General features: G+C 70.2%; 12 protein-coding genes. 4 read left to right on the top strand and 8 right to left on the bottom strand.

All coding sequences use genetic code 11. The features are described from left to right. Positions 1–6 precede the first annotated feature (6 nt). The gene (gene dxs, locus ACTJI8_RS02640; protein WP_440731847.1) at positions 7–1,989 is read left to right on the top strand and encodes a 1-deoxy-D-xylulose-5-phosphate synthase; all 1,983 of its coding nucleotides are present in this window, start codon (positions 7–9) and stop codon (positions 1,987–1,989) included. Here the strand turns inward: dxs and ACTJI8_RS02635 are convergent. The 6 genes from ACTJI8_RS02635 to ACTJI8_RS02610 form a co-directional block, all read right to left on the bottom strand. Continuing rightward, positions 1,986–2,555, bottom strand: a complete 570-nt coding sequence (locus tag ACTJI8_RS02635) for a hypothetical protein (protein ID WP_440731846.1) — start codon at positions 2,553–2,555, stop codon at positions 1,986–1,988. The two genes, dxs and ACTJI8_RS02635, sit on opposite strands and share 4 nt — an antisense overlap. Further along, positions 2,552–3,070, bottom strand: a complete 519-nt coding sequence (locus ACTJI8_RS02630; RefSeq protein ID WP_440731845.1) for a hypothetical protein — start codon at positions 3,068–3,070, stop codon at positions 2,552–2,554. Before ACTJI8_RS02630 ends, ACTJI8_RS02635 begins: the two co-directional genes overlap by 4 nt. Before the next feature lie 53 nt (positions 3,071–3,123). Continuing rightward, a complete protein-coding gene (locus ACTJI8_RS02625; protein ID WP_440731844.1) occupies positions 3,124–3,705 on the bottom strand; it encodes a hypothetical protein in 582 nt (193 codons plus the stop codon). Continuing rightward, positions 3,702–4,394 carry a TetR family transcriptional regulator gene (locus tag ACTJI8_RS02620; protein WP_440731843.1) on the bottom strand — a complete coding sequence of 231 codons (693 nt, stop codon included), beginning with the start codon at positions 4,392–4,394 and terminating at the stop codon, positions 3,702–3,704. Before ACTJI8_RS02620 ends, ACTJI8_RS02625 begins: the two co-directional genes overlap by 4 nt. A 65-nt stretch (positions 4,395–4,459) precedes the next feature. Beyond that, entirely contained in the window at positions 4,460–5,986 is a 1,527-nt protein-coding gene (locus tag ACTJI8_RS02615) for an FAD-dependent oxidoreductase (RefSeq protein ID WP_440731842.1), read from the bottom strand. Then, entirely contained in the window at positions 5,983–6,582 is a 600-nt protein-coding gene (locus tag ACTJI8_RS02610) for a TetR/AcrR family transcriptional regulator (RefSeq protein ID WP_440731841.1), read from the bottom strand. The genes ACTJI8_RS02615 and ACTJI8_RS02610 overlap by 4 nt, the downstream gene beginning before the upstream one ends. Before the next feature lie 20 nt (positions 6,583–6,602). Here ACTJI8_RS02610 and ACTJI8_RS02605 point away from each other — a divergent pair, with 20 nt between their 5' ends. Genes ACTJI8_RS02605 through ACTJI8_RS02595 form a run of 3 tightly spaced genes read left to right on the top strand, consistent with a single transcriptional unit; the run spans position 6,603 to position 10,789 of the window. Further along, positions 6,603–8,261 carry an FAD-binding oxidoreductase gene (locus ACTJI8_RS02605; protein WP_440731840.1) on the top strand — a complete coding sequence of 553 codons (1,659 nt, stop codon included), beginning with the start codon at positions 6,603–6,605 and terminating at the stop codon, positions 8,259–8,261. Positions 8,262–8,264: 3 nt separating this feature from the next. Then, on the top strand, positions 8,265–9,167 hold the full coding sequence (locus ACTJI8_RS02600; RefSeq protein WP_440731839.1) for a diacylglycerol/lipid kinase family protein: 903 nt from the start codon (positions 8,265–8,267) through the stop codon (positions 9,165–9,167). Further along, positions 9,164–10,789: a GMC oxidoreductase gene (locus ACTJI8_RS02595; RefSeq protein WP_440731838.1), complete on the top strand. Its 1,626-nt coding sequence runs from the start codon at positions 9,164–9,166 to the stop codon at positions 10,787–10,789. Before ACTJI8_RS02600 ends, ACTJI8_RS02595 begins: the two co-directional genes overlap by 4 nt. Positions 10,790–10,853: 64 nt before the next feature. On the opposite strand, the gene ACTJI8_RS02590 is transcribed toward ACTJI8_RS02595, so the two are convergent. Both ACTJI8_RS02590 and ACTJI8_RS02585 read right to left on the bottom strand, forming a co-directional pair. Beyond that, positions 10,854–12,998 carry a 3-hydroxyacyl-CoA dehydrogenase NAD-binding domain-containing protein gene (locus tag ACTJI8_RS02590; protein ID WP_440732435.1) on the bottom strand — a complete coding sequence of 715 codons (2,145 nt, stop codon included), beginning with the start codon at positions 12,996–12,998 and terminating at the stop codon, positions 10,854–10,856. Positions 12,999–13,006: 8 nt separating this feature from the next. Then, positions 13,007–14,212, bottom strand: coding sequence for a thiolase family protein (locus ACTJI8_RS02585; protein ID WP_440731837.1), 1,206 nt, complete (start codon positions 14,210–14,212; stop codon positions 13,007–13,009). Between the last annotated feature and the right edge of the window lie 47 nt (positions 14,213–14,259).

Below are 14,259 nucleotides of genomic sequence, written 5' to 3'. Positions count from 1 at the left end.
GACACGGTGGCGATCCTTTCCGGCATCTCCGGTCCCCGCGACCTCGATCGGCTCACCCCCGAACAGCTCGTCGAGCTGGCCGCGGAGGTCCGCTCATTCCTGATCGAGAACGTAGCCCGCACCGGGGGACACCTGGGGCCGAACCTCGGAGTCGTGGAGCTGACGATCGCCCTGCACCGGGTGTTCTCCTCCCCGGATGACCCGATCATCTTCGACACCGGGCATCAGTCGTACGTGCACAAACTGCTCACCGGGCGTCAGGACTTCTCCGCTCTGCGGTCGCGCGGGGGACTGGCCGGCTACCCGCAGCGCTCGGAGAGCGCCCACGACGTGGTCGAGTCCTCGCATGCCTCGAGCTCGCTGAGCTGGGCCGACGGGATCTCGCGCGCCTTCACCGCGACAGGTCGCGGGGACCGTCACGTCGTCGCGGTCGTCGGCGACGGCGCGCTCACCGGCGGCATGACGTGGGAGGCGCTCAACAACATCTCCGATGACAACGAGCGCAACCTGGTGATCGTCGTGAACGACAACGGGCGCTCCTACGCGCCGACGATCGGCGGTATGGCCCGATACATGAACCGGGTGCGCACGGCGGGGGTGTACCGCGACCTGCACCGCAAGTCGGATCGGTTCTTCCGCGCGTTCGGCCCGGTCGGGCGCGCGTTCTATCGCGGAGTGCGCGGTGGGACGCACGGCTTCCTCTCGCGCTTCTCGAACAACGAGGAGCTGTATTCCAATCTCGACATCAAGTACCTGGGCCCGATCGACGGACACGACATCCCGTCCCTCCTCGAGACGCTGCAGCTCGCGAAGGACTATGGCGCGCCGGTCATCGTGCACGTCATCACCGAGAAGGGCCGGGGCTATCAGCCCGCGCTCGATGACGAGGCGGATCAGTTCCACGCGGTCAACAAGATCGATCCGAAGACCGGGGCCCCCCTCTCGGCGAGCGGCACCGGCTGGACCGACGTGTTCGCCGACGCGCTGGTCGACGTCGGTTCGCGCACCCCGAAGGTCATCGCGATGACGGCGGCGATGCTGCGGCCCACGGGTCTCGCGCCGTTCGCGGAGCGGTTCCCCGACCGCGTCTACGATGTCGGCATCGCAGAGCAGCACGCGGTGACCGCGGCCGCGGGGCTCGCCTACGGCGGTCTGCATCCGGTGGTTGCGCTCTACGCCACGTTCATGGGCCGCGCGTTCGACCAGGTGCTGATGGACGTCGGACTGCACCGCGCCGGGGTGACGTTCGTGCTTGACCGGGCGGGCGTCACCGGGCCCGATGGCCCGAGCCACCACGGTCTGTGGGACCTGTCCATGCTGCAGATCGTGCCGGGGATCCGCATCGCGGCGCCCCGTGACGCCGAGCGCCTGCGCGAGGAGCTCGAGGAAGCGGTGGCCGTCGACGACGCGCCGACCGTGATCCGCTTCCCGAAGGGTGCGGTGACCCCCGAGATCCCGGCGCTCGAGCGCCTGCACGATGGCGTGGACGTGCTGTCCCGTGATGAGGACGAGGACGTGCTGCTCATCGGGATCGGCCCGTTCGCGACGCTGGCGCTCGACGTGGCGGAACGGCTCAAGGCCCAGGGGATCGGCGCGACCGTGATCGACCCTCGTTGGGCGATCCCGGTGCAGCCCTCAGTGGTCGAGCTCGCCGCCCGGCACCGCCTCGTCATCACCCTCGAGGACGGCATCCGTGTGGGCGGTGTCGGCACGCGCGTGCGGCAGGTGCTCCGCGAGGCTGGCATCGACACCGCCGTCGACGAGCTGGGTCTGCCCGACGAGTACCTCGACCACGCCAGCCGCGACCAGATCCTCGAGGACGCCGGTCTCACCGCCGGCAAGATCGCACAGGACGTGGTCGCGCAGGTGCTCGGCACCCGCGTGCCGATCGCGCGCCCCACGGGCGAGGTGCCGCTGCACACGGGCACGGTCGAGATCGTGGCGGGGCGCACCGTCGACGCGGACGCCGAGGAGCGCCGGCGACGCTAGGACGGATCCGAGCGCGCCGCGGTGGCTCGGGCGTCATCGCGCAGCGCCTTGTGCGACGTGAGCCACCAGCCGGTGGCGGTGGCGACAGCGGTGGTGGCCGTGGTCGCCGCCAGGAGGGGCGGGTACCACCAGCCGCTCAGGGCTCCGATCCCGAGGGCGACGCCGGCGCCCACGACCGCGCCCAGTGCGAGTTGGGCGCACAGATGGATCGCACGGTGCCGAACACGCGCGAGACCGCGTCCGACCAGACCGGCGAGCGGTGTGACGACGAGCGCCACGAGCCCGGAGAGCATGCCGCAGACGACGAACGCAATCAGCAGGACGGGGAGCCCCGCGAAGAGGTCGACGATGCGGGAGGACAAGATCGCGCCCGCGTCGTCCCCTGACCAGATACCTGCCCACCCCGCCGCGAACGTCGACGCCAACTCCGGGACGACGATGACCAGGGCCACCAGTGCGAGGAAGACGAGCCAGGTCCAGACTCCGCCGCGTGCCAATTCCTCCCCGGTGAACGCCATGGGCCGTTGCGGGGTGCGGGGCGAGCGCGGGACGTGGGAGTCCGTCATGATGCGGACCTCGGGAACCTCCACGCGCAGGGCGCCGCGATGCCGCGATCGGCGTTCAGCGCCCGTGCCGCGGTGAATCTCCAGGCGAGGGGGAACGCGATCGTCGCCGCAACCGCGCTGCTAAGAACCACCGGAACGGCGAGCGCGGACAAGCCGACGATCCCGAGGGCGAACAGCGCGCCGAAGGAACCTGTGGCGCCGACAGCCAGACCGAGCACCGCATTGACGGTGATGTGCACCGCAGGATGTGCTGACCGTTCCCACGTCCGATTGAGCGCATGTGCAGGCAGCACGAAGAGGAAGAACGCGGGGACGCTGGCGACTGCGCCCGCGAGTGAGAGGGCGATTGCTCCGATGAGCCGGGACGAGACGTCCGAGATCGAGCAAGGCACGGAGGAAACTTCGGTAGCACAGCCGATGCTCAGCACCGCGAACAGCAGAACCGGCAGCAGCAGTAGCGTCAATCCCCAGGCGAGTAGCGCACCGTTGATGAACTCCTCCTTGGTGAACGCCATGGGCCTCGCGGGCGTCCGCGGGGGAGAAGGCGCGTCGGTGCCGATGCTCATCGTCATCGGGGAGCCGCCTGAGGATGGGGATGCCGGCGACGGAACCAGGGCTGCGGAGTCAGCCCACGGTCCTTCCGCAGCGCGAGCGACGCCGTCCTCGCCCAGGCGAGCGTGATCGCGACCGACCCCGAGGCCCAGCCGGCGACGGCGATGACGGTCAGAACGCCTGCGAAGCTCAGATGCAGCGTGGTGATCACGGCTGCCGTCACCCCACCCGAGAAGACGATGCCGAACCCGGCCCATGCGATGACATGCGTTCGGAAATCCGCCACCCGGACGATCGCACGTCCGAGGAGCAGCGCCGGCATCACTCCGATCAGGAGCGCGAGGAGTGAGATCGGCACGGCGTAGAACTGGACCAGGATGGTGAGGCCCACGCCTCTCCCGAGGGCGGAAAACAACGAATCCGCTTGGTCGAGTCTGTCGACGAACGCGGCGACCGTGCCCGCCAGCACGCACGCGATGAGCAACAGCACGAGGTGCAGCCCGAGAGCACGGAAGGCGCCCGCGATGAACTCCTCCGGGGTGAACGCCATCGGCTTCTTCGGTGTCCGCGGCCATGCCGCAAGCTCTTCGGCGTTCATGGCCGCACGTCCGCGATCTGGTCGAGGAGGTCGCGGGTCACACCGCGGACACCGGGGACGCGCAGGAACGGGAGTGCGACGGCGAACAATCTGAGTCCGGTATCGAGGAGGCGGGTGGTCTTAGCCTGGTCGGGAGACTCGTCATAGGTCCACCGGAGGATGAGCGCGAGATACATCGGGAAGATCGCCTCGGGCAGACGCTCGGCGATATCGTCCGGCACACGATGCGACGCGCCTTGGACGACTTCGCGGAGCAGGCCGATCGTCATCTCGCGCGCGGGAGAGGACTCCACGGACAGAGGGTTGATCGGGGAGTCGGGGGAGACCATCGCGCTGAGGAAGCCCGGTGCGACGGCGCGGTAGGCGCCGACGGTCTCCAGGCCGGTCTCGAGGAAGATGCGCAGACGATCGACGAGGCCGGTCACACCCTGGAGCCGTGGGCGCGCTACTGCTCCGTGATCCCGCTGCTGCTGGTCGTAGAGCTCCTGGACCAGGTGCTCCTTGGAAGGGAAGTAGTAGTAGGCGTTCCCGACCGAGACGCCTGCCTCCTTGGCGATCAGTCGGATGGTGGTGTCGGGGTAGCCGCGCTCGACGAATGAGGCCATTGCGGCCGCGCGTATCCGCGCTCTTGTCGCTTCGGCCTTCGGGGTGAGCGGCTTCGACGTGGCGTCCGACTCTGAACTGAACATGTTCAAAGAATAGCGCGAAGCAAGGCACGCGTCCATCGCCAGGTCCCGCAAGCTGTGGGATGGATTCAGGCGGGGTCGGCGAGCGTCTCGGCCACGAGGCGCGACACCTGGTCGTGGGCGAGGGAGCGGTCATCGTCCACGAGGCCGATCCGGGTTCGCCTGTCCAGCACGTCGTCGGTGGTCAGCGCGCCTTCGGCCCGCACCGCGAACTCGATCTCAGCGCGTGTCACGTCGATGCCCGGGGCGATGCGCTCCCGCGGATCCGCACAGCGCGCGCGGGCCAGCACCAGGCCGGCCTCCGCTCCGTAACGCCAGTGCAGATCGTCCGAGGGGCGCGAAGGAGCCGCAATCGCGCCGACGAGAGGCAGCGTGGCGGTGCGGCACGGCCCCGCGGGGAGACCTGCGATCGCGACTGCTCGATCGACCGCATCCTCTGCCATGCGGCGATAGGTGGTGAGCTTTCCTCCGAGCACGTTCACGAAACCGCTCTCGGAGACGGCTACGAGATGGCGTCGAGAGATGTCCGCAGTGGAGGATCCGCCGCTGTCGACGAGCGGCCGCAGCCCCGCGTATGCACCGCGGACCTGGTCGCGCCGGATCGGCGTGGCGAGGGCGCGGTTGAGGACCTCGAGCAGGAGCGCGATCTCCGGCTCCGTGGGGACGGCGACCGAGGGCACCGGCCCCGGCGCGTCTTCATCGGTGAGACCGACCACGACGCGTCCGAGCTGCTGCGGCAGAGCGAACACGAAGCGGCTGATGGATCCGGGATGCGGCAGGGTGAGGGCCGCCGTCGGGTTCCCGAGCGCCGCGGCGTCGAGCACGAGATGCGTGCCCCGGCTCGGCCGCATGCGGATGGCGTCATCGAGATCTCCGGCCCAGACGCCCGTGGCGTTCACCACGGCACGGGCGCGGATCTCGAACCTCTCGCCGTTGAGGACGTCCTCGACGTGGGCGCCGTCGGCGCGCAGCGCGAGTGCCCGCACCCGCGTGAGGATCCGGGCGCCGAGGGATGCGGCTGTCCGCGCGACGGCGACGACGAGCCGGGCGTCATCGACGAGCTGACCGTCGGCGGCGAGCACGGCGCCCCGCAGCCGCTCCGCCTGCAGGGTCGGAACCAACCGAGCCGCGGTGCGCGCCGTGATGAGGTGAGGTGCGGGCAGGACGGCGTGCGGAGTGCCCGCCCGCAGCCGCAGCAGATCCCCGAGTGCGAACCCCACGGCGCCTGTCAGCCGCTGCTTCGGGGTGGCAGCGGGGGAGAACGGCAGCAGCTGAGCCATCGGGCGGATGAGATGAGGGGCGATCCGCGTCATCAGCAGGTGGCGCTCGACCGCGCTCTCCCGCGCCGTGGCGACGTCACCGGTCGCGAGGTAGCGCAGCCCGCCGTGCACGAGCTTCGAACTGAACCGGCTGGTGCCGAAGGCGAGGTCCTCGGCCTCGATGAGCACGACCGACAGTCCGCGGCTCGCCGCGTCCAGGGCCACTCCGGCGCCGGTGATCCCGCCCCCGACGACGAGCAGGTCGACACGGTCCTCGGCAGTGCGGAGCAGTTCCTCGCTCCGGCGCCGAGCGTTCAGTTGCGAAGAGCCGCTCATGGCCGCAGCAGCCCGTCGATGGCGGTGCGCAGCTCGCGTTCGAAGGAGAGCTCGTCGATGAGTTCGCTCACCGTGCCGTGGGAGAGCAGTGCGGACTGCGCGATCAGCAGCAGCATCACCGCCATCGCCTGCGGATCATCGCGGCGGACGGATCCATCATCCTGGGCCGCCGAGATGGAGACCGCGATCCAGGCCAGGATCGCACGCTGGCTGGATCCGACCCGCTCCAGGGTGTAGCGCGTGAACGCCTCGGGCTCATCCGTCAGCAGGTGCCGGTAGACCGGGTCCCCGCGGAACAGCGTGGAGAACCGGAGCACGTCCTCGATGATCTCGGCGCGGGTCGTCGCCGGCTCGGAGAACTGGTCGAGGATGCTCGCCACGCGGCGCAACAGGGCGGCGCGGACCACGTCGTCGGCATCCGACCAGTGGCGATAGATCGTCGGGCGACTCACTCGCGCGCGGCGGGCGAGCTCGGCGATCGTCACGCCGTGTACGCCTCGCGACGCGATGAGCGCCTCAGCGGACTCGAGGATCCGGGTCTGCGTCGGGTCCCAGCTCGGCAGGGGGACATCGAACGCGGGTTGACGTTTTGTCATGATCTGTCACACTGTAACGCATGACGAACCCGAGCGGCAGAGACGCCGACGATCCGATCGAGGCGGCCACTCCCATGCGCTGGAACGGGTGGGGCGATCCCCGGAAGGCCGAGGATCTGCCGTTCGCGGTGCGATCGCTGCTTCCGCTCCTGCTCGGGCGCATCCGGCGGCCCCAGCCGGCGATCGCCCTCGCCGACGTGCGGCCGAGCGCGTCCGGGTTCACCCCCGACGATGTCGAGGCGTTCTCCGAGGCGATCGGTGTCGACAACGTCCGGACGGATGCGGAGTCCCGCATCCGGCACGCCGGGGGGCGTTCCACCCCCGACCTGCTGCGCCGCCGTGAGGAGGACCAGGCCGCGCCCGACGCGGTGCTGCGCCCGCACGACCACGACCAGGTCGTCGCGTGTCTGCGCCTGGCCGCGGAGCGCGACATCGCCGTGATCCCTTTCGGCGGCGGGACGAGCGTCGTCGGCGCCCTCGACCCCGAGCGCGGTGCGCACAGGTGCGTCGTGAGCCTGGATCTCGGCCGGATGACCGGCCTGCTGCGCTACGACGCCGTGAGCGCGGAGGCGGTGCTCGCCGCCGGAACGACCGGGCCGGAGGCGGAACGGTTCCTCGCGGGGCACGGCATGGAGCTGGGGCACTACCCGCAGAGCTTCCGCTACGCGACGATCGGCGGATTCGCCGCCGCGCGCTCATCGGGGCAGAACTCGGCCGGATACGGGCGGTTCGACACGATGGTCACCGGTATCAGGGTCGCGACCCCGACGGGCGACATCGCGCTGGGACGGTCGCCGGGGAGCGCCGCGGGACCGGATCTCATCCGCCTCTTCCTCGGATCCGAGGGCATCTACGGCGTCATCACCGAAGTCACGGTACGCGTGCACCCGATGCCGGCCGAACGCGTGATGGAGTCGTGGACGTTCCCCGACTTCGCGACCGGAGCCGCAGCGCTGCGGGTCGTGGCGCAGCACGGCGATGGACCCACCGTGATGCGCTTGTCCGACGAGGCCGAGACCAGCGTGAGCCTCGCCCAGGTGGGGAAGATCGGCAAGGCCCTCGCCAAAGGCGCGAGCGCCGTCACCGTGTTCGAGGGCGTCGACGTAGCGGCGCGTCGCGCGCGCACGGCCGCACTGCTGCAGGCAGCCGGCGGCACCTCGCAGGGCGAGGGCGCCTCGGAGGACTGGCTGCGCACCCGCTTCGACGGGCCGTACCTGCGCGATGCGCTGCTGGATGCGGGCGTGTTCTGCGAGACGCTGGAGACCGCGACGACGTGGTCCCGGCTCGCGGGCTTGCGCGATGCGGTCACGGCGGCGCTCAAGACCGGGTTCGCCGAGGCGGGGCGCAGGTCGTTCGTGATGTGCCACGTCTCGCACGTGTACCCGACCGGGGCATCGCTGTATTTCACCGTGCTGGCCCCGCGCGGCGTCGATGCGCTGGAGGCATGGGTCGACATCAAGCATCGTGCCGGTGACGCGATCATGGCGGCCGGCGGCACGATCAGCCACCACCACGCGGTGGGGCGCGATCACGCGCCGTGGCTCGCGGACGAGATCGGAGAGACGGGAATCCGGATCCTCGCGGCCGTCAAACGCGAACTGGACCCGCGCGGGATCATGAACCCGGGGGCGGTGCTCGGCGCGGCGACGCCGATTCCCGCCCCGTCCGCGGGAGCCTGAGACGTGCCGAGGATCGCGCTGATCGCCAACCCGCGCTCCGGCAAGGGGCGGGGCGCTTCCGCCACGGACAAGGCCGTGGCCGCGCTGCGAGCGGCCGGTGCCCAGGTCGAGGTGCACATCGGGTCCTCGGCGGCGGACACGCGACGCCTGGTCGGGATCGCCCTCGCCGAACCGCCGGATGCGCTCGTCGTGGTCGGCGGTGACGGCACCGTATCGGAGATCCTGCCCGAGATCGCGGGCACCGAGGTGCCGATGACGCTCGTGCCGGCCGGCACCGGCAATGACCTCGCCCGAGCCCTGGGCGTGCCTCGGCGCGACCCGGCGGGCGCCGCGCTGCTCGCGCTGCACGGTGTTCCGCGCCGGATCGACGTCGGGGAGATCACGGCAGGCGGGCGGACCACCCCGTTCCTCACGGTGGCGGCGCTCGGCTTCGACGCCAAGGTCAGCGACCGCACCAATCTGCTGCGGTGGCCCCGGGGAGCTGCGCGTTACTACCTGGCGATCGTGATCGAGGTCGTGCGGCTGAGGCCCACCCGGTTCCGGCTGGCCTGCGACGGCGCGCCCCTGCGCGACGCCCCCGGCACCCTCGTCGCTGTGGGCAACACCGTCAGCTACGGCGGCGGCATGCCGATCTGCCCCGATGCGCGCCCCGACGACGGCCTGCTGGACGTCGTGCACGTTGCGCCGCTGCGTCGCGCCCGGCTGCTCACGCTGTTCCCCCTGCTGTTGCGCGGACGGCATCTGATGCGGTCGGAAGTGACGCATCGCCGGGTGCGCCAGATCACCGTCTCCGCGCCGGATCTCGTGGTCTACGCAGACGGAGAGCGGATCGCGGAGCGGGAGTGCACCATCCGGGTGCGTCCGGCGTCGCTGACCGTGATGGTCCCGAAGGGAGAAGCGGCATGAGCGACTTCGACGAGGACGTCGTCGTGATCGGGTCCGGCTTCGGCGGCTCCGTCGCCGCGCTCCGGCTGGTGGAGAAGGGGTACCGGGTCCGCGTGTACGAGGCGGGCCGCCGCTTCGAGGATGAGGACTTCGCGAAGACGAACTGGAACGTTCGTCGCTACCTGTGGGCTCCCGCGTTCGGGTGCTTCGGCGTGCAGCGCATCCACCGGCTTCCGCACGTCATGATCCTCGCGGGCGCGGGCGTCGGCGGCGGATCCCTGAACTACGCGAACACGCTGTATCAGCCCGGCGCCGCATTCTTCGAGGATCCGCAGTGGGCCGGAATCGCCGCATGGCAGGAGGAACTCGCGCCGCACTACGCCACCGCCAAGCGCATGCTGGGCGTCGTGGAGCACTATCCGCATACCGGGCCGGTGGAGCGGATCATGGCCGGAGCGGCCGAGGACCTCGGCGTCGCGAAGACCTTCCGCCGGGCTCCGGTCGGCGTGTACTTCGGCGCGCCCGGCGTGACCGTGCCGGATCCGTTCTTCGGCGGCGAGGGGCCCGCGCGCACGGGCTGCACGCTGTGCGGCAACTGCATGGTGGGCTGCCGGGTCGGGGCGAAGAACACCCTCATGAAGAACTACCTCGCCCTCGCGGAGCGGCGCGGCGCGGTGATCGAGGCCCTGCGCACGGTCGTCGAGGTCCGCGAGCTCCCGCGCGGCGGGTTCTCCGTCACAACCCGCCGCAGTGGCGCCTGGATCGCGGGTCGACAGCGCACCGTCACCACGGAGCGGGTCGTGGTCGCGGCGGGCACCTGGGGTACGCAGCAGTTGCTGCACCGGATGAAGGCCTCCGGTGCGCTGCCGCGCATCCCCGATGCGCTGGGCCGGCTCACCCGCACCAACTCGGAGGCGCTGGACGGCGCGGTGTCGACCGCGGTGCCGGAGGAGGCCGGCTTCGCCCGCGGCGTGGCCATCACCACGTCATTCCACGTCGACGACCGCACCCATGTGGAGAACGTGCGGTACGGGCCCGGATCCAACCTCATGGGGGCGTTGGCGACCGTGCTCGTGCCTGGCGATGTGCCGCTGCATCGCCGCCTGGGCGCGCTCCTCGGAGCCGTCGCGGGTCATCCGATCCGACAGTTCCGACTCGGGACGCTGCGACGGTGGAGCGAGCGCGGCATCATCGCGCTCGTGATGCAGACCGCCGACAACTCGCTCACGCTCTCCCTGCGGCGTCGATTCGGGCGCGATGTGCTGACGAGCGCCCAGGGCCACGGCGCCCCGAACCCGAGCCATCTGCCCGAGGCGCATCGCGCGGCCGAGGCGATCGCCGCCCGCATGACGCGGGAGACCGGCGTCCCGGCGTCCGCGCGCGGATCCTGGCCCGAGGTCTTCGGGATCCCGCTCACCGCTCACTTCCTCGGCGGGGCGGTGCTCTCGGATGCGCCTGAGCGCGGCGTCGTCGATCCGTACCACCGCGTGTGGGGGCATCCCGGGCTGTCGGTCGTGGACGGATCTGCGGTCCCGGCGAACCCCGGCGTCAACCCGTCTCTCACGATCACGGCCCTCGCCGAACGCGCGATGTCGTACTGGCCGCGACGGGGTGAGGCGGATCCGAGGCCGGAACAGGCCTGAACAAGCGACGAAGGCCGCCTCCCTCGGGAGACGGCCTTCGTCGTGCGGATCGGTCGCGCAACTCTCAGGCGTTCGCGATCCCGCGGATCACGGGTGTGTGGAACGTCGCGCCGAACACGCGCTCCGAGGCGCCTTCGCGGTCGAGGTATGGCGAGGCCCCACCGTCGATGAACGGCCAGCCCGCGCCGAGGATGAGGCACAGGTCGATGTCCTCGACCTCCGGCACCACGCCCTCGTCGAGCATGAGCCTGATTTCGTGCGCGAGCCCGTCCTGCACGCGGCGGAGGATCTCCGCGGCCGGCGTCGGGGTGGAACCGGCGGCCTGCTTCACGAGCTTGTCCGCGGCCTTGGTGAAGCCGGTCACACGGCCGCCCTTGTCCTTCTCGACGACCTCGGCCAGATCCGCCAGGGCATGGAAATTCTCGTTCGCGTAGAAGCGATCCGGGAACGCGTGCACCATGGTGTCCTGCACGTGCGCGGCGACCTTCCAGCCGACCAGATCGATGAGCTGGAACGGCCCCATGGGCAGTCCGAGCGGACCGAAGGCCTTCTCGACGTCGGCGACGGGTGTGCCCTCGTACACGGCACGGGCCGCCTCGCCCATGACCTTGGCGAGCAGGCGGTTCACCACGAAACCGGGGGCGTCGGCGGTCAGCACGGCGTTCTTGCCCAGGCCCTTCGCGACCACGAAAGCGGTCGACAGGGCGGCATCTGTGGTCGCCGGCGTCTTCACGATCTCGATGAGCGGCATGACCGCGACCGGGTTGAAGAAGTGGAAGCCGACCAGTCGCTCGGGGTGCGCGAGCTTCGAGCCGATCTCCTCGACGGAGAGCGACGAGGTGTTGGTCGCGAGGATCGCGTCCTCGGCGACGATCTTCTCGATCTCGCCGAACACCGCCTGCTTGACGCCGACCTCCTCGAACACGGCCTCGATGACGAAGTCGCAGTCTGCGTAGAGGGACTTGTCGGTCGTGCCGGTGACCAGGCCGCGCAGCTTGTTCGCGCTGTCCGCGTCCAGGCGGCCCTTGGCCTCGAGCTTGCCGATCTCGTCGTGGATGTAGGCGACGCCCTTGTCCACGCGCGCCTGGTCGAGATCGGTGATGAGCACCGGCACCTGCAGCTTGCGCACGAACAGCAGCGCGAACTGGCTGGCCATGAGGCCCGCACCGATGATGCCGACCTTGGTGACCTTCTTGGCGAGCGTCTTGTCGGGCGCGCCGACCGGGCGCTTGGCGCGCTTCTGCACGAGGTCGAAAGCGTACATCGACGCCGCGAACTGGTCGCCGGTGACGAGGTCGGCGAGGGCCTCGTCTTCCCGTGCGAAACCTTCCTCCCTGGTTCCGCTCTTCGCCTTGTCGAGCAGGTCGAGAGCAGCGTAGGGCGAGCGGGGCACGGTGCCGATCTTGGACTCGAGCATGCCGCGGGCCATCTTGATGGCGATCGGCCACTTGGTGAGGCGCTCGATCTTGCCGGGCTCGTTCTTGCGCTCGACCTTCTTGCCGCCGAGCACCGCGTCGGCCCAGCGCAGCGAGTCCTCGAGGAAGTTCGCCGCGGGGAAGATCGCGTCCATCATGCCGAGCTCGAACGCCTGCTGCGGCTTGAGCATGCGGTTCTGCTTGAGCGGGTTCGAGATGACGACCTCGAGCGCGTTCTCGATGCCGATGAGGTTCGGCAGCAGGTACGCGCCGCCCCAGCCCGGGATGATCCCGAGGAACACCTCGGGCAGCGCGAGGGCGGCCGCCGAGGCGTCGACCGTGCGGTAGGTCGAGTTGAGCGCGATCTCGACGCCACCACCGAGAGCGAGGCCGTTCACGAACGCGAACGACGGCACGCCGAGCGTGCTGAGCGATCCCAGCACCTTGTGTCCGAGCTGCGCGATGAGGCGCGCGTTGTCGCGGGATCCGACCCTGCTGATGTCGGAGAGGTCGGCGCCGGCCGCGAGGATGTACTGCTTGCCGGTGATGCCCACCGCGGCGATCTCGCCGGCGGCAGCGCGGGCGCGGAGTCCGGCGAGAGTCTCGCCGAGCTCGGTGAGCGTGGCAGGTCCCAGCGTGTTCGGACGGGTGTGATCGCGGCCGTTGTCCAGCGTGATGAGGGCGAGCACCTTGCCGGAGGGCAGGCGCACGTCGCGCACGGGGGAGTGCGTGACGACCTCGCCCTCGGTGAGGTCCATGATGGGCGAGAAGTCGATCGCGTCGTAGTTCGTCATCGCTGCCGTCACTTCCGCTTCTTGCCGTCGAAGTAGGGGTTCTCCCAGATGACCGAACCGCCCTGGCCGAGACCCACGCACATCGCGGTGAGGCCGTAGCGGACGTCGGGACGCTCGGCGAACTGCGCGGCGAGCTGGATCATCAGGCGCACGCCGCTCGCGGCGAGCGGGTGACCGAGCGCGATCGCGCCGCCCCACTGGTTGACGCGGGGATCGTCGTCGGCGATGCCGAAGTGGTCGAGCAGGGAGATGACCTGGATCGCGAACGCCTCGTTCAGTTCGAAGAGGCCGATGTCGGAGATCGTCAGGCCGGCCTTCTTGAGCGCCTTCTCGGTGGAAGGGATCGGACCGATGCCCATGATCTCCGGCTGGACGCCGGCGAACGCGAACGAGACCATGCGCATCTTCGGGGTGAGACCCAGTTCCTTGACGGCTCCGCCGCCGGCGAGCAGCGACATGGTCGCGCCGTCGGTGAGCGGCGAGGAGGTTCCGGCCGTGACGCGCCCGTGCGGGCGGAACGGCGTCTTCAGCGCTGCCAGGTCCTCCATCGTGGTCTGCGGCCGGCGGCCCTCGTCCTCGGTCGCAAGACCCCAGGCGCCGTCGGCACCCTTGATCGCGACCGGCACGAGGTCGGGCTGGATCTTGCCGGCGTCGTACGCGGCCTGCACCTTGTGCTGGCTCAGCATGCCGAAGCGGTCCGAGCGCTCCTTGGTGAGGTGCGGGAAGCGATCGAAGATGCGCTCCGCGGTGACGCCCATGTTCAGGGCTCCCGGGTCGACCATCTTCTCGGCGACGAACCGCGGATTGGGGTCGGCGTTGCCGCCGATCGGGTGGTGGCCCATGTGCTCGACGCCGCCCGCGAGGGCGAGGTCGTACATGCCGACGCCGATCGATGCGCCCATCGTGGTGACGCTGGTCATCGCGCCGGCGCACATCCGCTCGACGGCCAGGCCTGGCACGGTCTGGGGGAGTCCGGCGAGGATCGCCACCGAACGGCCAAGGGTGAGTCCCTGGTCACCGGTCTGCGACGTCGCGGCGATGGCGACGTCGTCGATCCGGTCCAGCGGGACGTTCGTGTTCCGCTCCATCAGGCCGATCGTGGCCTTGACGGCCAGGTCGTCCGCGCGGGTGTTCCAGTACATGCCCTTCTCGCCGGCGCGCCCGAAGGGGGTGCGCACTCCATCGACGAAGAAGACGTCCGAGATCTCGGCCACTCTGCCTCCAATGCCCCGTCCGCTGCGCGGACAAGGCCTCCGTTGTT

It is taken from the genome of Microbacterium sp. 22303, assembly GCF_052045265.1.
Classification (GTDB): domain Bacteria; phylum Actinomycetota; class Actinomycetes; order Actinomycetales; family Microbacteriaceae; genus Microbacterium.
Note: the sequence above shows the minus strand (reverse complement) of the source record. Positions and strands in the feature narration are given on the sequence as shown.